Source organism: Providencia sp. JGM181, from assembly GCF_018257375.1.
GTDB lineage: Bacteria > Pseudomonadota > Gammaproteobacteria > Enterobacterales > Enterobacteriaceae > Providencia > Providencia lanzhouensis.
The window spans coordinates 1-22,678 of sequence record NZ_JAERJY010000028.1 but is presented as its reverse complement, the minus strand read 5'-3'; the positions used below and the strand labels follow the sequence as shown (position 1 = coordinate 22,678).

Annotated in this window: 17 protein-coding genes; 10 read left to right on the top strand and 7 right to left on the bottom strand. The window is 41.8% G+C overall.

Going from position 1 to position 22,678, the window contains the following annotated elements:
- Positions 1-212 precede the first annotated feature (212 nt).
- Both asnS and pncB read right to left on the bottom strand, forming a co-directional pair.
- A complete protein-coding gene (asnS, locus tag JK188_RS06090) occupies positions 213-1,613 on the bottom strand; it encodes an asparagine--tRNA ligase (protein WP_036951723.1) in 1,401 nt (466 codons plus the stop codon).
- Between the two features lie 234 nt (positions 1,614-1,847).
- The gene (pncB, locus tag JK188_RS06085) at positions 1,848-3,062 is read right to left on the bottom strand and encodes a nicotinate phosphoribosyltransferase (RefSeq protein WP_211885142.1); all 1,215 of its coding nucleotides are present in this window, start codon (positions 3,060-3,062) and stop codon (positions 1,848-1,850) included.
- 456 nt (positions 3,063-3,518) lie between these two features.
- Here pncB and pepN point away from each other — a divergent pair, with 456 nt between their 5' ends.
- From pepN to JK188_RS06070, 3 genes are all read left to right on the top strand, one after another.
- Complete coding sequence (pepN, locus tag JK188_RS06080) at positions 3,519-6,137, top strand: aminopeptidase N (protein ID WP_211885145.1); 2,619 nt, start codon at positions 3,519-3,521, stop codon at positions 6,135-6,137.
- A 305-nt stretch (positions 6,138-6,442) separates the two neighbouring features.
- Entirely contained in the window at positions 6,443-7,453 is a 1,011-nt protein-coding gene (gene pyrD / locus JK188_RS06075) for a quinone-dependent dihydroorotate dehydrogenase (protein ID WP_036951716.1), read from the top strand.
- A 324-nt stretch (positions 7,454-7,777) separates the two neighbouring features.
- Positions 7,778-8,323, top strand: a complete 546-nt coding sequence (locus JK188_RS06070; RefSeq protein WP_108478895.1) for a cell division protein ZapC — start codon at positions 7,778-7,780, stop codon at positions 8,321-8,323.
- 196 nt (positions 8,324-8,519) lie between these two features.
- On the opposite strand, the gene JK188_RS06065 is transcribed toward JK188_RS06070, so the two are convergent.
- Positions 8,520-9,641, bottom strand: a complete 1,122-nt coding sequence (locus JK188_RS06065) for a YcbX family protein (RefSeq protein ID WP_211885147.1) — start codon at positions 9,639-9,641, stop codon at positions 8,520-8,522.
- A 98-nt stretch (positions 9,642-9,739) separates the two neighbouring features.
- On the opposite strand from JK188_RS06065, the gene rlmKL reads away from it, so the two are divergent.
- From rlmKL to rmf, 6 genes are all read left to right on the top strand, one after another.
- Positions 9,740-11,848, top strand: a complete 2,109-nt coding sequence (gene rlmKL, locus JK188_RS06060; RefSeq protein WP_211885149.1) for a bifunctional 23S rRNA (guanine(2069)-N(7))-methyltransferase RlmK/23S rRNA (guanine(2445)-N(2))-methyltransferase RlmL — start codon at positions 9,740-9,742, stop codon at positions 11,846-11,848.
- Between the two features lie 12 nt (positions 11,849-11,860).
- Complete coding sequence (locus tag JK188_RS06055) at positions 11,861-13,768, top strand: ABC transporter ATP-binding protein (protein WP_211885150.1); 1,908 nt, start codon at positions 11,861-11,863, stop codon at positions 13,766-13,768.
- A 34-nt stretch (positions 13,769-13,802) separates the two neighbouring features.
- Complete coding sequence (pqiA, locus tag JK188_RS06050) at positions 13,803-15,077, top strand: membrane integrity-associated transporter subunit PqiA (RefSeq protein WP_132494521.1); 1,275 nt, start codon at positions 13,803-13,805, stop codon at positions 15,075-15,077.
- Positions 15,074-16,723 carry an intermembrane transport protein PqiB gene (gene pqiB, locus JK188_RS06045; protein ID WP_211885151.1) on the top strand — a complete coding sequence of 550 codons (1,650 nt, stop codon included), beginning with the start codon at positions 15,074-15,076 and terminating at the stop codon, positions 16,721-16,723. Before pqiA ends, pqiB begins: the two co-directional genes overlap by 4 nt.
- The gene (gene pqiC, locus JK188_RS06040; protein WP_108478892.1) at positions 16,723-17,277 is read left to right on the top strand and encodes a membrane integrity-associated transporter subunit PqiC; all 555 of its coding nucleotides are present in this window, start codon (positions 16,723-16,725) and stop codon (positions 17,275-17,277) included. Before pqiB ends, pqiC begins: the two co-directional genes overlap by 1 nt.
- A gap of 311 nt (positions 17,278-17,588) precedes the next feature.
- Positions 17,589-17,759, top strand: coding sequence for a ribosome modulation factor (gene rmf, locus JK188_RS06035; protein ID WP_036951696.1), 171 nt, complete (start codon positions 17,589-17,591; stop codon positions 17,757-17,759).
- A 125-nt stretch (positions 17,760-17,884) separates the two neighbouring features.
- Here rmf and fabA read toward each other — a convergent pair whose 3' ends face one another.
- From fabA to JK188_RS06020, 3 genes are all read right to left on the bottom strand, one after another.
- A complete protein-coding gene (gene fabA / locus JK188_RS06030; RefSeq protein WP_036951692.1) occupies positions 17,885-18,403 on the bottom strand; it encodes a bifunctional 3-hydroxydecanoyl-ACP dehydratase/trans-2-decenoyl-ACP isomerase in 519 nt (172 codons plus the stop codon).
- Between the two features lie 96 nt (positions 18,404-18,499).
- Positions 18,500-20,236, bottom strand: a complete 1,737-nt coding sequence (locus JK188_RS06025) for an AAA family ATPase (protein WP_211885152.1) — start codon at positions 20,234-20,236, stop codon at positions 18,500-18,502.
- A gap of 197 nt (positions 20,237-20,433) precedes the next feature.
- Positions 20,434-20,610 (bottom strand): GhoT/OrtT family toxin, encoded by a 177-nt coding sequence (locus JK188_RS06020; RefSeq protein WP_071992149.1) that lies wholly within the window; start codon positions 20,608-20,610, stop codon positions 20,434-20,436.
- A 172-nt stretch (positions 20,611-20,782) separates the two neighbouring features.
- Between JK188_RS06020 and matP the strand changes: the two genes are divergently transcribed.
- Positions 20,783-21,244 (top strand): macrodomain Ter protein MatP, encoded by a 462-nt coding sequence (gene matP / locus JK188_RS06015; RefSeq protein WP_211885154.1) that lies wholly within the window; start codon positions 20,783-20,785, stop codon positions 21,242-21,244.
- A gap of 118 nt (positions 21,245-21,362) precedes the next feature.
- Here the strand turns inward: matP and ompA are convergent, their stop codons facing one another.
- On the bottom strand, positions 21,363-22,424 hold the full coding sequence (gene ompA / locus JK188_RS06010; protein ID WP_211885155.1) for a porin OmpA: 1,062 nt from the start codon (positions 22,422-22,424) through the stop codon (positions 21,363-21,365).
- Positions 22,425-22,678 lie beyond the last annotated feature (254 nt).

The window sequence follows — 22,678 nt, the reverse complement described above, 5'->3', positions numbered from 1 at the left end:
TGGGAACACGCTTAAAGCAGATTATTCTTAGTCGGAATAGGAATCGTTAATAAAAAAGCAAAAAATAGGGTAGTAAAAGGAAAACTGTGACAGTGCTCTCAAAATATTCAATCAGGGCCAATAGTTAATAATAAACAGTAGAGATAACAATATCGGGCCACTTAGTGACCCGATATGAATAACCATTTAAGCCGTATAACGGGCAATAGTCATTAGAATGCCGCGTTTCTTGGGGTACGTGGGAATGGGATCACTTCACGTACGTTGCTGACGCCAGTGACGTAAGCAATTAAACGCTCAAAACCAAGACCGAAACCAGAATGAGGCACGGTACCGTAACGGCGTAGATCACGATACCACCAGTAATCTTCTTTATTCATGCCCATTTCTTCTAAACGTGCATCCAGTCTATCTAAACGTTCTTCACGCTGAGAACCACCGATGATTTCGCCAATACCAGGGGCTAAGACGTCCATCGCAGCAACGGTTTTACCGTCTTCGTTAAGGCGCATATAGAAAGCTTTAATATCTTTCGGGTAGTTTTTAACCACCACAGGCGCTTTAAAGTGCTGCTCTGCTAAGTAACGTTCATGTTCAGAAGACATATCGACACCCCAATAAACTGGGTTTTCGAATTTCTGACCGCAGGTTTCGAGGATTTTGATCGCATCGGTATAGTCAACTTGCGCAAAATCAGAATTCACAAAACGTTCCAGACGGTTAATCACGTCTTTATCAACACGCTCAGCAAAGAATTCAAGGTCATCACGACGCTCTGTTAATGCCGCTTTAAATGCATATTTCAGCATTTTTTCAGCCAGACCCGCGATGTCATCTAAGTTAGCAAATGCCACTTCAGGCTCTAACATCCAGAATTCAGCCAAGTGGCGGCTGGTGTTGGAGTTTTCAGCACGGAAAGTTGGACCAAAGGTGTAGATTTTGCTTAATGCAGTCGCATAAGCTTCGCCGTTCAGCTGACCAGAAACGGTTAAGAAGGCTTCGCGACCGAAGAAATCTTCGCTGAAATCCACTTCGCCTTTGTCATTACGTGGCAAGTTGTTGTAGTCCAGTGTAGAAACACGGAACATTTCACCCGCACCTTCAGTATCTGATGCAGTGATAAGTGGGGTAGAAACCCAGAAGAAACCCTGTTCATCAAAGAAACGATGCAGAGCTTGCGCTAATGTGTGGCGAACACGTGCAACAGCACCGATTAAGTTAGTGCGTGGGCGCAAGTGAGCGGCTTCACGTAAAAACTCGACGCTGTGGCGTTTGGCTGCCATTGGGTAAGTATCAGGATCTTCAACCCAACCAACGACTTTCACGGACGTTGCTTGCAATTCAAAAGATTGGCCTTGACCTTGAGATTCGGTCACGACTCCGGTGACTTCCACAGAACAGCCTGTGGTTAAATGCAGGACTTCGTCATTATAATTAGATAAATTATTATTGATGATAGCCTGTAATGGGTTAAAGCATGAACCGTCATAAACGGCGAGGAAAGAAAAACCAGCTTTTGAATCTCTCCTTGTACGTACCCAGCCTTGAACGGTGACTTCAGAGCCCACCGCCACACGGCCTTGCAGTACATCGACTACAGGCGCAACGATCATAAAAATTACTCTCTTTTAAATAATATTAACGATATGAGATGACGAGTATGCGTTATTGGGGTTGACTGCTTAAGGGTTTACAAAGAAACACTATATAAGAAGAAAACTCACGATAAGAAAAAGCGATAACCCGACATCTTTTCCGAAATCCCATATTTCAGGGGTAATCTGCTATGTTACTTGCCATTTGGCAGGAAACAAGTAAAAAATCGCTATCGGGTTATTAATTTGTTTTTAGCAGGCTTTTTCCATTTTAGGAAGGTCAAAGGCTTTGCGTAGCTGATTCACAAATTCATCATCTTCACAGATGGTCTTTCCGGGGCTATCGGATAATTTAGCAACGGGCTTGCCATTACATTCCACCAGCTTGATCACGATATTCATCGGAACCACGTTCGGAATGTTGCATGTAAGTCTTGTGCCAATGCCAAACACTAAATTGATCCGTTTGTGGAAATAGTGGTATAGCTCCAAGGCTTTTTGCAGGTCTAAATTATCGGAGAACACCAGCGTTTTACTCAGTGGGTCAATGCCCAATTTTTGATAATGGGCGATGGCTTTTTCACCCCATTCAATAGGATCCCCAGAATCGTGACGTAATCCTTGGTAACGATTAGCAAATTCGCGGTCAAAATCACGCAAGAAAGCATCCATCGTAATACAGTCGGTGAGGGCGATACCTAGATGATTTGGGTACTCATCTAGCCAGCTTTGTAGGGCTTCACGTTGGCTATTGGCGAGTTCAGGGCTTATCTGTTGATGAGCTTGGAACCATTCATGCGCTTGAGTGCCTACAGGCATTAAGCCCAATTCACGAGCCAATTTGTAGTTACTGGTACCCACTAAATAAGGGAATTCTTGCTTGAGCATACCCACGATAGCCGCTTGCACTTTATAGGAAAAACGGCGACGAGTACCGAAATCCATCAACTTAAAACCCGATAGATTCAATTGGCGTTCGCTGGCTTCTTGATAAAATAGTCCCAATAATTTGTGCAGTTGGTTAACGGCATCATCAGCGGTAATGGTAGGGTGTCTGTCACGTTGAACAATTTCACTCACTAACGCTAATAGTGGCACTTCCCACATAATCACTTCGCGCCACGGACCACTGATTCGCATTGCCAGTTGACCATTATCAGCAACACTGACGACAACTTGCTCAGGATTAAAGCGGAATGTTTTTAGCCATGAGAGGTAGTCTTCGGTGAAAAAGGGCAGAGTACGCAGGTACTGATATTCATCATCCGAAAGAGAAAGCTGTGCCATCAATTGAATCTGTTGTTCAATCTCATTGGCATAGGCACCTAAAATATCACTGCTACGGCAACGAAATTCAGCGACAACGGGAACTTGGTTGTAGCGGTGAAAAACGGCTTGCTGCATATGAAGCTTATAAGCATCGGTATCCAGCAGTGATGTAATAATCGGTGTTACGTCTAAATTCATGCGCGCAGAGTTCCTCGCGGAGCTGACTAATTGCTAAATCGTTAAAGTTGAAAAAGTATACCCGCTTTAACAAAAGATAGAAGTTTTATTCTATCTGTATGTTGTTGGAAGATAATTCAACTTTAATCCACCCAATTAACTGTTGAGTTAAACGCGTTCAACGTGGTCATTATTCTAAACGAATCTTCATTTACTGTTCGATAACATACTCAGAACAATAATCACTGAATGATACTAACATGTAAATTTAGATTTAATAGATCTATAGCACCAACAGGCAAACCGCATGCCCACAAAGTTGGATACTACTCTCATAAATTTGATGGGAAATAATAGAAAAATATCGCAATTTGTGATGAAAATGTTTCTCAAGTCCATTCACATTAGTTCATCTTATAGTATTGTATACAGTAGAAAGAGACTATGACACGGATATAACGAATAAAAAGGTTACCTATGACTCAGTTAAGACAAGCGAAATATCGTCAAGATTATCAAGCACCTGATTATACAATTACAGAAATATTCCTTGATTTTGACCTTGATCCCGCCAAAACCAAAGTGACCGCTATCAGTAAGGTGAAACGCCTTAATCCGCAATCTTCCACCTTAGAATTATTTGGTGAAGATTTAACTCTTATTAGCCTTGAAGTCGATGGTAAAGCGTGGACAAACTATAAAGAAGAATCAGGCAAGCTTATCATTGAATCGCTACCAGAGGCGTTTACACTGAGTATTGTTAATGAGATTAGCCCTGAGAAAAACAGTGCGTTAGAAGGTTTATATGTTTCTGGTGAAGCTTTGTGTACTCAGTGCGAGGCAGAAGGTTTCCGCCACATTACTTATTACCAAGATCGCCCCGATGTTTTAGCGCGTTACACCACCAAAATTACAGCAGACAAATCTCGCTATCCTTATTTACTTTCTAACGGTAACCGCATCGCGGAAGGTGAATTGGACGATGGTCGCCATTGGGTAAAATGGGAAGACCCATTCCCGAAACCAAGTTACTTATTTGCATTGGTCGCAGGGGACTTTGATGTGTTACGCGATGAGTTTGTGACTCGTACTGGTCGCAAAGTCGCATTAGAGTTATTTGTTGATAAAGGCAACTTAGACCGTGCGCCATGGGCTATGAAATCCCTGCAAAATGCAATGAAATGGGACGAAGAGCGTTTCGGTTTAGAATATGACCTTGATATTTATATGATTGTTGCCGTTGATTTCTTCAATATGGGCGCAATGGAAAATAAAGGTCTGAATGTATTTAACTCGAAGTACGTTTTAGCGAAAAGCGAAACTGCCACAGATAAAGATTATCTGAATATTGAATCTGTGATTGGTCACGAATATTTCCATAACTGGACAGGCAACCGTATTACTTGTCGTGACTGGTTCCAATTAAGTTTAAAAGAAGGGTTGACCGTATTCCGAGATCAAGAATTTAGCTCTGATTTAGGTTCACGTTCAGTTAACCGTATTAATAATGTCAAAGTCATGCGGGCGGCGCAGTTTGCGGAAGATGCAAGCCCAATGGCTCACCCGATCCGCCCTGAAAAAGTGATCGAGATGAACAACTTTTATACACTGACAGTGTATGAAAAAGGGTCTGAAGTTATCCGCATGATCCACACTTTGCTTGGAGAAGAGATGTTCCAAGCAGGGATCCAGCTGTATGTTCATCGCCATGATGGTAGCGCTGCAACCTGTGATGATTTCGTGCAGGCGATGGAAGATGCATCGAACGTGGATTTGTCTCTGTTCCGTCGCTGGTATAGTCAATCAGGAACGCCAGTGTTGACCGTTCGTGATGAATATTCGCCAGAAAAGCAACAATATACGCTGCATGTTAGCCAAATGACGCCACCAACTGCCGACCAAGCAGAAAAACAGCCTTTGCATATTCCATTGGATATCGAATTGTACGGTGAAGATGGTGCAGTGATCCCACTTAAGCGTGATGGAAGCTTGGTTAACTCAGTCTTAAATGTCACTCAAGCGTCACAAAGTTTTGTATTTGACCATGTGACTTCTCGCCCGGTGCCTTCTTTATTACGTGAGTTTTCTGCGCCAGTAAAATTGGATTATCCATATACGGATGCACAACTGGCATTTTTAATGCAGCATGCGAGCAATGAATTTTCTCGCTGGGATGCGGCGCAGCAACTAATTAATAACTACGCCAAAATTAACGTAGAAAAACTGCATAAAGGGGAAGCGCTAGTTCTGCCTGAGCATGTTGTGGATGCATTCCGCGCTGTATTGCTCAGTGATAATATTGACCCTGCATTAGCGGCTTTAATTTTGACTCTGCCTTCAGAAAATGAAATTGCGGAGTTGTTTAGTGTTATTGATCCTGTGGCAATCCATAACGCAATTGAGTTTATCCACTCAACTCTAGCGAATGAAATGCACGATGAATTCTTAACTGTTTATCGTTCGATTAATATTGATGGATATCGCGTTGATCACGGCGATATTGCACTGCGTTCACTGCGTAATACATGCTTGCAATATTTGGCGGCAGCGGACGATCGTGAGTTAGCGAATAAGCTGGTGGAAGCTCAATATCGCAGTGCGGATAATATGACCGATTCACTCGCGGCATTAACCGCTGCAAACGAAGCGGGCTTGCCATGTCATGCTGAGCTGATGTCAGATTTTGACGATCGTTGGCATCATGATGGCTTGGTGATGGATAAATGGTTTACGCTGCAAGGCACCAATCCAGCTAAAAACACTCTGGCAAAAGTACGTGAACTATTAAATCATCGCTCATTTAGCATGACTAACCCGAACCGTGTCCGTGCATTAGTGGGTTCATTTACGGCGGGTAACCCAGTTAACTTCCACGCGGAAGATAGCAGTGGTTATCAATTCCTGTATGAGATCTTAGTGGATCTGAATACCCGTAACCCGCAAGTGGCATCGCGATTAATTGAGCCATTAATCCGCTTTAAACGTTATGATGCGAAGCGCCAAGGTTTAATGCGTGAGGTTCTGGAAAAACTGAAAGGGTTAGAAAATCTTTCTGGAGATCTGTTTGAGAAGATAACTAAAGCGCTAGAAAGTTAATTCTTAGGATAGTAGGCAGTTAATTCTTAGAATAAATGCATGTAAGCCCTTAGATTTTCGAGTCTAAGGGCTTTTTTATGGTAGAAGATCAAAACAATTAGCACTTTTAGTGATATTTTCATGGATTATTACCCCACAGTTAGGGTAGCATATGTGCCGTTTTATCAAGCCAATCTCACTTGTATACTCACAAACCCTATTTGGTAAAACAGGTTTGGGGGTATTTTTGCACGCGCTGAGTTTGAGTGTGTCGTGTAGAGAAATGCATATTCAATCGTACTTAGACAGAAAGTAGGTTAATAGCTATGTTATATCACCTTGCCCGAAAGGCACTGTTTCAGCTCGACCCTGAAAAGGCCCATGAATTAACGTTTCGTCAGCTTCAGCGTTTAAACCACTCTCCTCTCCAATTCCTCCTTCGTCAATCCATTGCAACCAAACCCGTTACCTGTATGGGACTCTCCTTTAAAAATCCATTAGGTCTAGCCGCAGGACTCGACAAAAATGGCGAGTGCATTGATGCGTTTGGTGCTATGGGATTTGGTTTTGTAGAAATTGGAACCGTTACACCACGTCCTCAAGATGGAAATGACAAACCAAGATTATTCAGAGTTGTTGAAGCGGAAGGGATTATTAACCGCATGGGTTTCAACAATAAAGGGGTTGATAACCTTGTTGAGAACGTTAAAAAATCAACCTACGGCGGGATTATCGGGATTAATATTGGTAAGAATAAAGATACGCCCGTTGAGCATGGTAAAGACGATTATTTAATTTGTATGGATAAAGTGTATGCCCACGCAGGGTATATCGCGATTAATATTTCATCACCAAATACCCCTGGATTACGCACATTACAATATGGGGAAGCGCTGGATGATTTATTAAGTGGCATTAAAGAGAAGCAATTAGCATTGCAATCACTCCATCAGAAATATGTTCCTGTTGCGGTCAAAATTGCACCGGATTTAACTGAAGAAGAAATTGTGCAAGTGGCTGACAGTTTAGTGAGACATAATATTGATGGCGTTATTGCGACGAACACCACATTGGATCGTTCTTTAGTTCAAGGTTTAAATTACTGTAATGAAGCGGGTGGTTTAAGTGGTCGTCCGGTGCAATTAAAGAGTACCCAGGTCATTAAACTTATTTCCCGTGAATTAAATGGAAGGTTACCAATTATTGGTGTTGGTGGTATTGATTCATTAACTGCAGCCAGAGAAAAAATGGAAGCAGGGGCATCATTAATCCAAATTTATTCTGGTTTTATTTACCACGGACCAAAATTAATAAAGGATATTGTTAATCACATCTAAAAAATGGTGATTAATTATACAAGGGGGGTTTATTTATTCCCCCTTTTATCCTATATTAAGATTGAACATAAATTATATCCATTAAATGACAAGTTATACGTGTAGTTGTGCGGCATATAGTTATAGCTTTGCTACATATAGTTTTCGCTCATCTGATTAATTCGTTTTTAAAAAAGCCGACATTGACGTTTGCTTAATATTGATCAGTCTGTCGTGTATCTTTTTCTTTTAAGCTTTAGGATATAACAGAGATGTGTTTAAAGGGATCTTAATAAAGGATCCAAACAAAGCTTATTTGCTTATAACATCGCTAAAGGATCGTTTATGAATATTAAACCTGATGATCATTGGCGTTGGTATTTTGATCGTGACCATGACAGAGTGATGTTAGATCTCGCCAACGGCATGATATTTCGGTCTTGTTTTCCAGCTAAAATGTTGACTGTTTCTGCACAAAATGAAATGCCTTTTAGTATTGAAGATGCAGCAGAGTTTTATTTATTTGATGAGCAAGCCAAGAGATTAAATATTAGTTATGAAGAGAGAGCGGAATTAGTCTTAAATAGCCTAGTTGCTTACCGCTTCTTAAAGCCCCAAATGCCAAAAAGTTGGTATTTTTCCAGTTTCCATTTTATGAGTACGCCAGAACGTGGTCAGTTAATTCAAGTGTGCTTAGAAAATACTAATGTTTATTCAACATTTATTATTGCAGAAGCGGGTCACTCAGCAAGCTTGTGTTTATTAGCTGAGCCATCATTAGAATTACCGGATCGTACTTTACGATTCTGTGATCCAATTAAGATCATGAACGATCGGATGATGCATTATCAATCGAAAACCAAGCGTCTATTGTATGGAAATGCCATGTAATAGATCACTGATGATCATATTCGTATTTGGATTGCTTATATGCGGAATAAAGTTTTCCATGCAAAATAAATAAAATGAAAAAATAGGCATGATAAAATTTTTACGATAAATGTAGCTGAAGAATATGAGTAGAATTTATCTTTAATTAAGAGCCTCAACTAAAAAATTATTTTCTTAGTTGAGGCTTTATTTCTATTTAATCAGCTTGATTAAAAGCAAGCTTGATGGCAGTTTTTGGAATACAGCTACAAGCTAAAATATCCCCATTATCTTTGATAGCGCTTTGTTTTAGTGGGGTGACTTCTCCTTCAAGCAGTGAAATTCGGCAACGTCCACAAATTCCCGCGCGGCATGAATAAGGGATTGAAAGCCCATGAGATTCAAGCTGTTCAAGGATCACATGCTCTGTGTTTCCACGATATTCTATCTCTTCAAAAACTAGGTTTACGGTGGCTGGAGTTGGCTTTGTAGCCTGAGCAATAGGCGCTTCTCTATCGCGTAATGGATACTGTTTTGGCTGCTTAGTTTCTAATACAGTGAGGGTATCTCCAACGCGGATGATCCCCGTATTTTCGATTAATGCATTTTGTCCAAAATCCACATCACCGGAGTCATCCATCCGGAAGGTTTGCAGTGTAGCAAGAGGCTCTGCATGGGGGTGTTTGATCCCTTTTTCTGGGCTGACGGTGGTCAAAATACAGCGGCTACAAGGTTTATCTAAGGTGAAGATTACATCACCAATTTGAATGCGTTTCCAACTATCTTCTTCGAACGGCTTAGCGCCGGTAATAATTAAGTTACCGCGAAATTGTTCGAGTTTTACGCTGGCAGGACAGCGGCGTTGTAGCTCTTGTACTGAGGCTTCATTGATAAGTAAAAATGGGTAGCCATCGGCGAAAGATAAGGGAACGTCTTGGTGCTTTTTGACTCGACGAGATAGTTCAGGACTTAACCATCTTAGTTGGACTGGCTCGTCAAAAAAGCTGCTTAACCAACTATTTATCTCATCAGGTGCAATAAGTGCATGAAAATGATTGCCCCAAACTTCTGTAGGACTCTGCTTCTCATTAAAGTCCTGATACAATACGGTGGCGCTTTCACCATTAGGTGCTTTTAGATAAAGCCCATTATTGAGCATAGCCGGGGTAAATAATAACATCTGCGGATATTTGCGCGCAGTGATAAACTTACCTTCTAATGTGGTGACCATAAAGTTACGATCAAACGTCAATCCGCTGATATCAGCGTAACCATGAGATAGACGAATGCCCCTCATTGACTTGACTGGGTGTGTATACAGGCGCGAAAGCGTAATCATTTTTTAATCCTATAATTGTTGTGCAGCAACTTTATGACAAGTGCATGAGATTAGCTATAATGCGCAACAATTTTTCATCGAAATCGGTAATAAATACTATGAATTTTCTGTTTGCCAGCACAGCTCGAGGCCTGGAAGAACTACTGAAAACTGAATTGGAAGCGCTAGGCGCTAGCCAGTGCAAAGTGGCACAAGGGGGCGTCTATTTTCAGGCTGATGACCGTGTGATGTATCAAAGTCTGCTGTGGAGTCGACTGGCATCCCGTATTTTATTACCGCTGAATGATTTTGATGTCTATAGCGACCTTGATTTATATCTGGGTGTTCAAGCGATTGATTGGTCTGAAATCTTCGATGTGAATGACACATTTGTGGTGCATTTCACTGGAACCAACGAAGAGATCCGCAATAGCCAATACGGGGCATTGAAAGTGAAAGATGCCATCGTCGACAGCTTTGTGCGTAAATTAGACCAGCGCCCGAATGTTGCTCGCCAAGAAGCCGATATTCGTATTAACGTCTACTTAAATAAAGAACGCGCAAGTGTGGCACTCGACTTGAGCGGAGATTCACTGCACATTCGTGGTTATCGTGACCTTGCCGGACAAGCACCATTAAAAGAGACGTTAGCAGCAGCAATTATTAGTCGTTCAGGTTGGCAGAAAAATACTCCAATGGTCGACCCAATGTGTGGTTCTGGAACACTATTAATTGAAGCGGCAATGATTGCCGCAGATAGAGCGCCGGGATTATATCGCCAGCATTGGGGATTCAATGCATGGTTGAAACATAACCCTGAATTATGGCGTGAAGTTGTCACGGAAGCTCAGGTACGTTTCCGCCAAGGCTTGAAAGATACCACTTCCCGTTTCTATGGTTTTGATATTGATAAGCGTGTGCTGGATATGGCGCGTGCTAATGCTCGTCGTGCAGGATTGCAAGATTTAATCACTTTCAATCATGGTGATGCTGCGGCGCTGGAAAACCCAGTTAAAACGGATATCAAGGGAACCATTATCAGTAACCCACCATACGGTGAGCGTCTGGAAAGTGAACCAGCATTAATCGCATTACATAGCCAATTTGGTCGTATTGTGAAAGCGCGTTTCCCAGGCTGGCGTTTATCGATTTTCAGCGCATCTCCTGAATTATTAAGTTGCTTACAATTACGTTCTGAACGTGAATTTAAAGCGAAAAATGGTCCACTGGATTGTGTACAGAAAAACTATCAATTAGCGGAAACGCCATCAGAAACTATTGCGGAAATTTCACCAGATTTTGCTAACCGTTTACGTAAAAACCAGAAAAAACTGGTGAAATGGGCGAAGCAGCAAGGTGTTGATTGCTACCGTCTATATGATGCGGATTTACCTGAATACAATGTGGCTGTGGATATTTATGGCGACAAAGTCGTTATTCAAGAATACGCACCGCCAAAAACCGTTGATGAGCGTAAAGCGCGTCAGCGCCTGTTCGATGTGATCACCGCGACAATGAATGTCCTTGAGTTAACCTCGAATCAATTAGTATTGAAAACGCGTCAGCGCCAAAAAGGTAAACAACAGTACGAAAAATTAGCGCAGAAAGATGATTTCTTTTTAGTGAATGAATATAACGCTAAATTGTTAGTTAACTTAACTGACTATCTGGATACTGGGTTATTCCTCGACCACCGTATTGCTCGTCGTATGTTAGGTGAAATGAGCCGTGGTAAGGACTTCTTAAACCTCTTTTGCTACACCGGTACTGCCACCGTTCATGCGGGGCTAGGTGGTGCGAAGAGCACAACCTCTGTGGATATGTCTCGTACCTATTTAGAGTGGGCAGAGAAAAACTTGCAAGCCAACCAGCTTACAGGTCGCCAGCACCGTTTAATGCAAGCGGATTGTTTGAATTGGTTAGCCAATACTGATGAGCAATTTGACTTGATTTTCATCGATCCACCGACGTTCTCAAACTCGAAACGTATGGATGGAACCTTTGACGTTCAACGTGACCATGTGCAATTAATCACCCATTTGAAACGTATGTTGCGTCGCGGTGGTACCGTGATGTTCTCCAACAACAAGCGCGGATTTAAAATGGATCTCGAAGCACTGACTGAACTTGGCCTAAAAGCACAAGAAATCACCGCTAAGACACTGTCAGAAGACTTCGCACGTAACCGTCAAATTCACAACTGCTGGTTAATTAGCCACGCAGAGTAAGGAACAGAATTAATGGCTTTGATTAATTTATCGGGTGCATACCTCGCGTTTAGTGATGCGCCTCTGTTAGACAATACTGAAATTCATATTGAAGATAATGAACGTGTTTGTTTAGTGGGTCGCAACGGGGCAGGAAAATCGACCCTGATGCGTGTCTTGACGAAAGAGCAGCCACTGGATGATGGTTCATTAACTTATGAACAAGATTTAATTGTTGCTCGCTTACAGCAGGATCCACCGCGTAACGTGGAAGGCACTATTTTTGACTTTGTGGCCGAAGGTGTTGCTGAACAAGCACAATATTTAAAAGATTATCACCATGTTGCTAAGCTGGTGGAATCTGATCCAAGCGAGAAAAACTTAAATAAGCTGGCAGACCTTCAAGAAGTTCTGGATAACTTAAATCTCTGGTTATTAGACTCGCGTATTAATGATGTGCTCAAAAAACTGGGTTTACCGGCGGATGCGGAGTTATCTTCATTATCTGGTGGTTGGTTGCGTAAAGCGGCATTAGGACGTGCCTTGGTCAGCAATCCTCGCGTGCTTTTCTTAGATGAGCCGACTAACCACTTAGATATTGAAACCATTTTATGGTTAGAAACCTTTTTGAAAGATTTCCAAGGTAGCATCGTCTTTATTTCCCATGACCGTTCTTTCATTCGTAATATGGCAACCCGTATTATCGATTTAGACCGTGGTCAGCTCGCTTCTTGGCCGGGTAACTATGATGATTATCTGATCAATAAAGAAGAAGCGCTGCGTGTTGAAGAGATGCAAAATGCGGAGTTTGATCGCAAATTAGCACAGGAAGAAGCCTGGATCCGCCAAGGGATCAAAGCGCGTCGTACCCGTAATGAAGGCCGTGTTCGCGCGCTGAAAGCATTGCGAGTAGAACGCTCGGAACGTCGCGAAGTGATGGGCACTGCGCGTATGCAAGTGGGTGAAGCAGCGCGTTCCGGTAAAATTGTATTTGAGTTAGAAAACGTTAATTATCAAGTTGATAATAAAGTTTTAGTGAAAGATTTCTCTGCGCAAGTGATGCGTGGCGATAAAATTGCATTGGTAGGACCTAACGGTTGTGGTAAAACCACACTGTTACGTTTAATGCTCGGCGATTTACAAGCAGATAGTGGACGCGTTCACTGTGGGACTAAACTTGAAGTTGCGTATTTCGACCAGCACCGCGCAGCACTGGACCCAGATAAAACTGTTATGGATAACCTTGCGGAAGGTAAGCAAGAGGTCATGGTTAATGGTAAACCTCGTCATGTATTGGGTTACCTGCAAGACTTTATGTTCCCGCCAAAACGCGCGATGACGCCTGTAAGAGCGTTATCCGGTGGTGAGCGTAACCGTTTATTATTAGCGCGTTTATTCTTAAAACCAAGTAATTTGCTGATCCTCGATGAACCAACCAACGACCTTGATGTTGAAACATTAGAGTTACTGGAAGAGCTGGTGGATGGGTATCAAGGTACCGTTTTATTAGTTAGCCATGATAGAGAATTCGTGGATAACAGCGTAACAGAGTGCTGGATTTTCGAAGGTAACGGCGAAATTAACCGCTTTGTGGGGGGCTATAATGATGCTCAACAACAAAGAGCACAAACCGTACGTCTGAAATCAGAGCAAACCAGTAAAGTAGCTGCGCCAGAAAAAGAATCTAAGCCAAAAGAAGCTCCTAAACGTGCAAATAAGCTTAGCTATAATTTATTGCGTGAATTAGAGCAATTACCGGCGAAATTAGAGCAACTTGAAGGGGAAATTGAAACTCTTCAAGCACAAATTGGCGATGCAGATTTCTTTAATCAGCCACATGATGTGACTGAGCAAGCGTTAACTGAACTTGCCGCTAAAGAACAAGAGTTAGAACAGGCGTTTGATCGTTGGCAGGAGCTAGAGCTGTTGAAAAACGGTTGATATGACGGCTTGAATCAAAAGGAGAGAAAACACCTTGTGTTCTCATGAGCCCCATGAACATGTGCTCTGTCCACAGTGCGACATGATGGTTGCTGTTCCTGAATTGGAACAAGGAAATAAAGCCACATGTCCGCGTTGTGAAACAACACTCATATCCAAGTGGCGTTATCCTTACAGGCAACCCGCAGCATATGCATTTAGTGCATTGATTATGCTGGTAATTGCCTGTCTTTTCCCATTTGTAAAAATGAGTGCAGCTGGCATTGAGAATGAAATCTCCATGTTTCAAATCATCGAGATTATTATGGGGACGCGTTACAGCGGCTTAGCGCTGTTTTTTCTCCTATTTTCTTTGATTATTCCTGCATTTTGCATGGTGACTATCATCTTGTTAGGGCTGCAGGTTCACCTTCCCAAATCGATCAAAGTGCTTATAACCCGAATTCTCTTTCAGATGAAATCATGGTGTATGGCGGAGATTTTTTTGGCGGGGGTATTAGTTAGTTTTGTTAAGTTAATTGCTTATGGTGATATTGGCATTGGGATGAGTTTTCTCCCTTATTGCGCATTTTGTATGATGCAAGTGCGAGCGTTCCAGTGCCTAGATCGACATTGGTTATGGAACCGAATTGAAGAGGCGCCCAAACTCAATAAGCCGCTGATTGTTGGGAAAACAGGAATTAGTCAAGATGTGCGTTTATGTTTAGTTTGTACGGCAATTTTGCCAGCAGACCAACATGAATGTCCGCGTTGCCATGCTCATGGTAGCGTACGTAAAAAGCAAAGTTTGCAGTGGACTTTGGCATTATTGTTAACTTCTATTTTGCTTTATATTCCCGCAAACGTTCTGCCGGTGATGACAACAAACGCCTTAGGTAGTGGGCTGCCTTCTACTATCATGGATGGTGTGATCCTTCTTTGGGAAGATGGTTCATTCCCCGTCGCCATGATTATTTTTATTGCCAGTATTATGGTGCCTTCCTTGAAAATGATTGGTATAGCGTGGCTATGCCTCGACTCTAAAGGGTTTGGTAACCGTGATCCTCATCGAATGCATTTTATTTATGAGTTGGTGGAGTATGTTGGTCGCTGGTCAATGATCGATGTGTTTGTGATTACCATTTTGACTGCATTGGTTCAAATGGGGCAGTTAATGAATATCGTACCGGCACTGGGGGTTATTTTCTTCGGTGTAGTGGTGATTTTAACGATGTTTGCCGCAATGACATTTGATCCTCGCTTAACATGGGATCGTTGTGAAAAGAGAGATGCAGTTAAGACTGTTGAACAAGAAGGAGCCGCAGGGTGACAGATCAAGAAACACCACAGGTCAATGCTAAAGTGAGTAAGTTAAAGAGCTGGTCACCGGTTTGGGTGATCCCGATTGTGACTCTACTCATCGGTGCTTGGATCATGTTTTACCATTTCAGCCATCAAGGCCCAGAAGTGACGTTAATCACTTACAGTGCGGAAGGGGTTGAAGCAGGTAAAACCAAAATTAAAAGCCGTAGCGTGGATATTGGGGTGGTTGAAAGCGTCACCCTCGATGCTAATTTTAGCCGCGTGATTATTAAAGCCCGCTTGAATCCTGAAATGGAAGGTTTGCTACGCTCTGATTCTGCCTTTTGGATAGTGAAACCTACGATAGGTCGTGATGGGGTAACAGGGCTAGGTACTCTGTTATCAGGGGCTTATATTGAATTGCAGCCGGGGTTAGCGGCAAAAGAACATTTTGAGTTTACGTTATTAGATACGCCGCCTTTGGCGTCTCCTGATGCTAAAGGTAAACGGATTATTTTAACCAGTGACAAAGCAGGGCAGTTAAATGCTGGCGACCCTGTGTTATTCCGTGGTTATCGTGTCGGATCTGTTGAAACCAGTAATTTTGATATGGATAAACGCGATATGCGTTATCAGCTGTTTATCAATGCACCATATGACAAGTTAATTAGTAGCAACGTGCGTTTCTGGAAAGATAGCGGTATTGCCTTTGATATGTCTTCCCAAGGTGTGCATGTTTCTATGGGGTCGGTGGCGACATTATTAACTGGTGGCGTGAGTTTTGATGTGCCTGAAGGGTGGGTACCAGGAGAAACAGTTAAAGAGAATGCACAGTTCGAACTGTTTGATACCCAATCAAGTATTCAGGATTCGTTATACACCACATACCAAGATTTTGTGCTGTTCTTTTCTGATTCTGTGCGCGGTTTACAGCCGGGTGCGCCAGTAGAATTCCGCGGTATTCGCTTAGGTACAGTGGCACAAGTGCCATTCTATACAGCGGGTCTGGATCAATCACTGGATAATAACTTCCGTATTCCTGTTCTTATTCATATCGAACCAGAGCGTTTTTCTAAGGATGTTGGTAAAGACTTTAACCTGAAAAATGAACTGAATCTGGCGATGAAAAATGGCTTAAGAGCCTCGTTAAAGTCCGGTAATTTATTAACGGGTGCACTGTATATCGACCTCGACTTTATTCCAGATGTGCCAGAGTACAAAGGCCCTTATGTTATTGCTGGCTATAAAATTATTCCAACACACAGTGGTGGTTTAGCGCAGATCCAACAGAAAGTGATTGCTGTACTGGATAAAATCAACAATATGCCAATTGAGCCTATGTTGAAACAAACAACGCAAACATTAGCTGAAGGTCAAAAACTGGTTCAAGAAGCAAATGTGATGTTTACGCAGTTGAATAAATTGATGTCTAGCAAAGAGTTCCAAAGTTTACCTGCTGACATGCAAAAATCACTAAAAGAGATAAACAAAACGATGCAAGGCTTCCAACCAGGCTCACCAGCCTATAATAAGATGGTTGATGATATGCAGCGTTTAGATCAAGTACTGCGTGAAGTACAACCACTACTGCGCACGCTGAATAATAAGAGCAATGCGCTCGTGTTTGAAGCAGAACCAAGCAAGGACGTTGTGCCTAAAGGAGTGAAAAAATAATGAGATATCTATTAGCGATAGGCGTTTTTCTCCTGGCGGCTTGTAGTAGCACCCCAGAAAAAATGTATTATCAATTACCGATGAAGGCCCCTGAAGTTCAATCTGTGGCCGTGATGGATAAAGGACAAATCTGGTTACAGCGTATTACGCTGGCGGATGTGCTGACATCAAATGGGATAACTTACCAAACGTCCGATGTGGCTTATTCAAATGCGAGTGCGCATTTATGGGCAAGTCCGTTAGAGCAACAATTAGGGCAATCAATGGTGCGTGAGCTATCTTCTGCTCTACCGGATAGATTTATCTCATTACAACCTTTGCAGAACTCACCTGAGACGTTAGATATCACTCTAACGGCATTTAATGGTCGTTATGATGGGAAAGTGTTAGTGCAGGGATTTTGGACATTGATGCGTGGCGACAAAGTTGTACGCCGCAACTTTGATATCCAATTAGAACAGCAAGAAGATGGTTATCCTGAATTAGTCAGAACATTAGCGAGTGGTTGGCAAAAAGTGGCGGCAGATATTGCGCAAGAGATAAGCAAGCCATAATTTGATCATGATTTTGTTGTGAAATGAATGCACTACCGTAAAACGTAGTGCATTTTTTTGTTATTTTACAATTCAAAAAGTGAATATTAAAAAACTTAATTAACTGATAAATAATGAATTTATTTTTATTCATTTGAATATCAGTAGGTTGTGATTATCTCGAAATGTAGGTCACATTTATCATAATTATGACAATAATATGAAATTCTTTACTTGCATTTCTCATGGACGGGCGCTATTTGTATAGTGTATCTATTAACAAAAAATAGATGCTGTTTTCTTTTCCATTTAAATGATGAGGGAAGTAAGGCATGAAAAGACAGAAGCGAGATCGTTTAGAAAGAGCGTTATCAAGAGGTTATCAAGCAGGCTTAACCGGACGTTCCAAAGAATTATGTCCTTATCAGGCAGTAGATGCCCGTTCGCATTGGCTAGGTGGTTGGCGAAAAGCGATGGAGGACAGAGCGGCAGTAGCCGTTTAATTGGTCATTTAACGAGGATCATTAAATTATTTTGCGGAAATTAATTAGACGCATAATTTAATACCATCCCCCTGAAATTATAAACCTCCGCATTTGCGGAGGTTTGCATTTAAGGCAAGCTACGATTAGAACGCGCTTGTATCCTTAAATAAGCCGACTTTCAGGTCTGTTGCAGCATAAATCAGTTTGCCGTCTACCAGCACTTCACCATCAGCTAATCCCATAATTAACTTGCGGTTAATCACGCGTTTAAAGTTAATACGGTAAGTGACTTTTTTTGCGGTCGGTAATACTTGTCCAGTGAATTTCACTTCACCAACACCTAACGCACGACCTTTACCTTCACCGCCTAACCAGCCGAGGTAAAAACCAACCAGTTGCCACATAGCATCAAGACCTAAGCAACCTGGCATAACAGGGTCATTCGTGAAGTGGCAACCAAAGAACCATAAATCTGGATTGATATCCAGTTCAGCTTCAACGTAGCCTTTATCAAATGTACCACCATCTTCGGTCATTTTGATGATGCGATCCATCATCAACATATTACCTGATGGCAATGGAGGACCATTTTCCCCAAATAATTCGCCTCTTCCAGAAGCCTCTAAATCTTCTTTTGTATAGGATTCGCGTTTATCAACCATGATCTTCAGATAGCCTTTATTATGTGTAGGCCAACAGAATAGCTTACACTTGTACGCTGAACAACTCCGATCAGCTAATATTTACTCAATCTTTACTTAGCCCATCCACTTTAAAAACCAAGGTAATCTAGACTTATCCGGTGAATTTGCTTGGTTTATGCGTTCTTGAATTAAAGCTAACAAGTGTACGTTATCACCTTCTACTTGTTGTTCAAAGTAAGGTTGTTTCGTTAATAGAGAAATTGCTTGAGCAACGTGTTCTACCGGCCAAATATGGAATTTTTCCTCTTTGACGGCTTTAATCACTTCTTCTTTTAAACATAGGTGGCGGACATTAGACATTGGGATGATGACACCTTGATTACCTGTCAGCTCGCGCTTGTCGCAGATATCAAAAAATCCTTCAATCTTTTCGTTAACACCACCGATAGGCTGAACATAGCCAAATTGGTCAACCGCGCCAGTGACGGCAATTTGTTGGTCGATAGGCTGTAATGATAATGCGCTAATTAAGGCACACAGTTCAGCTAATGAAGCGCTATCACCGTCAACTTCACCGTAAGATTGTTCAAATACAATGGAGGCAGAGAAAGGCTGAGGTTGCTCTAATTTTAATTCGTAGTTTAAGTAGGCCTGCATAATCATCATGCCTTTTGCATGAATATTGCCACCTAATTCTGCTTTGCGCTCGACGTCGGTAAACTCACCATCGCCTAGATGTGCCACGCAGGTGATCCGTGATGGTTCACCAATTGCGTCAGGGTATCCCGGATACTGTAAGACAGATAGCCCGTTAATTTGCCCAACAACTTCTCCTTCAGTTTTAATCAAAACTTGCTCTTGCAGGATGTCGTCTTGATTGCGTTCAACAAGGAAAGAATGACGCCATAAACGATTTTCTTCGGCTTGAGAGAATGATTCAGCCGTTAAATGACCTTCGTTAGCGTATTGAGCCGCATTGATTAAGCTTCGAGTTAGCCAGTTAATATCGAGCGGTAAATTGTACTTATCTTCGCAACAACGTGTCGCTTGCAAAATAAACTGAGGCCAGCCGTCAGCTGCAATTTCAGGTAGCTGGTTGCTGTTGATAATGAATTTAATAAAATTCATCCATAAGCTTAATTGTTCTTCGTCTTCGAAAAACATGAGAGGCTCATATTCTGCATATATTGAACAATCAAATAGCTCAGGCGCTGCAAATTCGAACTCTTCTAGTATGAGTCTATCACCAACCACAATCACTTTGAGTTCAAGTGGTTGTGGTTCAATTTCAATCGGTAAGGTTTGATTTTCACTATGTGGCAGCCACTCTAATTGACGGCGAGTCACCATATTTTTTAGCCGAGTCCACATTAATGGCTGAGTAACCAACGAGGTAGCAGAAATAACGAGGACTCCACCGTTAATTTGGTGTAGCAAACCTGGGACTAGATTTTGATTTGGTGTGATATAGCCGAACAGTTGTTCCGGTTCAATCCAGTGTCGATAAGCAATTTTTTCTTGTGAGGAAAAACGACCAGTAACATCGTTTTGCCATTGATATCGTTGTTTATCTTCAGATAACTGATAGTCCCCATTGATAGCTTGGGTTTTATCCAATAGCGGGGTGATAGTGTCAGTAAATAGTTTGAGATACTCTTCACTTTCGTCAGACTTGATGAACATAAAGCGCGTTTGAGCATATTCACGAATGAAATGCTGCATCCCATCGAATAATCTTGGTTGAATATCAGCCAATGTTGCTGGAGTCAACGTCGCTGAAGAGACAAATTTTGTCTGAAAAGACGATAAGTTAGGAGTTAGGCCTTGCCATGTTAATTCTTGACTGATCACTATAATTATCTGCTATTAGTATGGTTATCAATAAATGCCTGCCAATCAGCAGGGCGCATATGCCTGAGTTTATTTCTATGCCGTCTGTTTTATATACAATTTCAGGCTAATTTATTACCTTAAAATATTTTCGGCTTAAGATTGTTATATTAGCCTTTGAACGCTAATCTTGCAGCAATATTTGTCGAAATATCGAGTTAGAATAAAGAAAACATGAGTGCGACGGGTAAACTCAGTGGCCATGTAAAGCCAATCAGAAGCGCGCTCAATAATCTCATGCAAAAACTAGGATCTTTGGTTACTAGCAGGGCGAATAACGCTGAACATACTCCTCCAATCCCATAGATAAGAAGTATGTGTTCAAAAGTGGACATGCGATTTTAGTGGTTTGTTAACGTGTGGATGCGAATTGTACACTATTTTTTTATTTACTGTTATTTTCTTTGTGTTAATCAATGGATAATCGATTAAATGAAATCCACCTTGAGCATTTTTCTTATATTATTGCTAATATAATGATAGGTACGATTTTCTTCGGGAAAAAATATGAAATATCAGCAACTTGAAAATCTTGAATGTGGCTGGAAATGGGAATATCTAGTCAATAAAGCGAGAAGCGGGGAGCCTATTACCCGATATATAGAAAGAAGTGCGGAGCAAGAGGCAATTGAGCTGTTGTTAAAGCTGGAAAATACGCCTGTGGATGTATTGAAGTGGATTGCAAATCACATGTCCCCTCAATTAGATAACCGTATGAAACAGAGTATTCGTGCGCGTCGTAAACGTCACTTTAATGCTGAACATCCACATACTCGAAAAAAGTCGATTGATTTAAATTATTCGGTTTGGCAACGACTATCTAATTTGGCAGTAAAACGGAATAAAACCTTATCAGAGACGATTATTCAGCTAATTGAAGATGCGGAACATAAAGATAAGTATGAGAGCCAAATGAGTTTATTGAAGCATGATCTTCAAGCGATCTTAGGTAAGTCGGAGAAAGAGTAACGATTTGCAGTTGAACAAATGGATTACTGTAACGATCTTTATTTCTAAGGATGAAAAAAAAGCCCCAAAAAATTGGGGCTTTTTATATTTAGTTCGAAATTCAAACTAGGGCTATAAATTAAGCGCCTGGTTGAGTTACAACTTCAGTTGTACCTTGGATTTCGATTTCAACGCGACGGTCTGGCGCTAAGCACTCGATCAGAGCTGCACGGCCTTTAACTGCGTCACATTTGTTACCAGTTACTGGATCTTCTTTACCACGACCTTCAGCAGCGATTGCGCTTGCTGGAACGCCTTTAGATACTAAGTAGTCTACTACTGACTGAGCACGTTTTTGTGACAGTGGCAGGTTGTAGTTTTGTGAACCGATACGGTCTGTGAAACCAACTACCAGCACGCGACCTTGAGTTGGGTCGATGTTGCTCAGTTCGTTGTACAGTTCGTTCAGTGCTTGCTGACCTTCTGGTTTCAGAGTCGCTTTGTTGAAGTTAAACAGAACGTCTGAACGCAGAGTGAAGCGTTTGTTTTCAACAACTGGAGCTGCTGGCTCAGCAACTACTGCTGGAGCAACAACTGGAGCTGCTTCTTGACCGAAACGGTATGCAAGACCAACGCTCAGCATGCCGTTATCTGGGCTAACACCGATGTTGTCTTTGTCGCCCATGCGGCTAACCCACTGGTAGTCTAAACGAGTCGCTAATTCTGGAGTGATAGCATACTCAAGACCCAGTGCGTAAACTGGAGAAACGCCAGTGTCAGTTTCTTTACCAAGAGCGTTAACTTTAGCTTCTGTACGGTAAACCATACCACCCAGACGAGTATAAACGTCTAAGTCTTCCATGATTGGATAGCTCAGTTTGGTAGTCAGAGAAACACCCATTGAAGAAACGCTACCTGGGTTTTCACCTTTGTACTTCATTTTACCAAACCAGTCGTAGCCCATTTCGAAGCCCATGTACTGGTTGTATTGGTAACCTGCGTACAGACCCGCACCTAATTGGTCACGAGTTTTTTTGCCAGTACCAACGGTGTCACCGTCTTCATCAGTAAATTTAGCGTGCTCGTAGTGAGACCAACCTAATTTACCACCAGTGTACCAAGTGTTATCTTTTGGAGCTGCTTGTGCAACAGTTGCAAATGCTGCCACTGCTACTGCTACCGCGATAGCTGTCTTTTTCATTTTTACGCCTCGTTATCATCCAATATTGGCTTGGCTTCGTGAGCCTTATTATTTGCCATTGGTTCAATTTAATTGCTAGGTTCAGCTGACATTATCCACAAAAATTTACGAAAAGTAAAAAAATAATGTCATGAGCTTAACAGGCTAAAGTCTACAACGAACTCCAAAAGATACAAGTATGGTAAGCAATAAAGGTTAAAAAAAGTCTTTTTTTACCGTTGAAATCAGAGAGATAAATATATTACCCATTTTGT

What these genes read in the sequence shown, in the direction of transcription:
- asnS (WP_036951723.1), bottom strand. Translation starts at nt 1,613, where the DNA reads ATGATCGTTGCGCCTGTAGTCGATGTACTGCAAGGCCGTGTGGCGGTG.
- pncB (WP_211885142.1), bottom strand. Translation starts at nt 3,062, where the DNA reads ATGAATTTAGACGTAACACCGATTATTACATCACTGCTGGATACCGAT.
- pepN (WP_211885145.1), top strand. Translation starts at nt 3,519, where the DNA reads ATGACTCAGTTAAGACAAGCGAAATATCGTCAAGATTATCAAGCACCT.
- pyrD (WP_036951716.1), top strand. Translation starts at nt 6,443, where the DNA reads ATGTTATATCACCTTGCCCGAAAGGCACTGTTTCAGCTCGACCCTGAA.
- JK188_RS06070 (WP_108478895.1), top strand. Translation starts at nt 7,778, where the DNA reads ATGAATATTAAACCTGATGATCATTGGCGTTGGTATTTTGATCGTGAC.
- JK188_RS06065 (WP_211885147.1), bottom strand. Translation starts at nt 9,641, where the DNA reads ATGATTACGCTTTCGCGCCTGTATACACACCCAGTCAAGTCAATGAGG.
- rlmKL (WP_211885149.1), top strand. Translation starts at nt 9,740, where the DNA reads ATGAATTTTCTGTTTGCCAGCACAGCTCGAGGCCTGGAAGAACTACTG.
- JK188_RS06055 (WP_211885150.1), top strand. Translation starts at nt 11,861, where the DNA reads ATGGCTTTGATTAATTTATCGGGTGCATACCTCGCGTTTAGTGATGCG.
- pqiC (WP_108478892.1), top strand. Translation starts at nt 16,723, where the DNA reads ATGAGATATCTATTAGCGATAGGCGTTTTTCTCCTGGCGGCTTGTAGT.
- rmf (WP_036951696.1), top strand. Translation starts at nt 17,589, where the DNA reads ATGAAAAGACAGAAGCGAGATCGTTTAGAAAGAGCGTTATCAAGAGGT.
- fabA (WP_036951692.1), bottom strand. Translation starts at nt 18,403, where the DNA reads ATGGTTGATAAACGCGAATCCTATACAAAAGAAGATTTAGAGGCTTCT.
- JK188_RS06020 (WP_071992149.1), bottom strand. Translation starts at nt 20,610, where the DNA reads ATGTCCACTTTTGAACACATACTTCTTATCTATGGGATTGGAGGAGTA.
- matP (WP_211885154.1), top strand. Translation starts at nt 20,783, where the DNA reads ATGAAATATCAGCAACTTGAAAATCTTGAATGTGGCTGGAAATGGGAA.
- ompA (WP_211885155.1), bottom strand. Translation starts at nt 22,424, where the DNA reads ATGAAAAAGACAGCTATCGCGGTAGCAGTAGCAGTGGCAGCATTTGCA.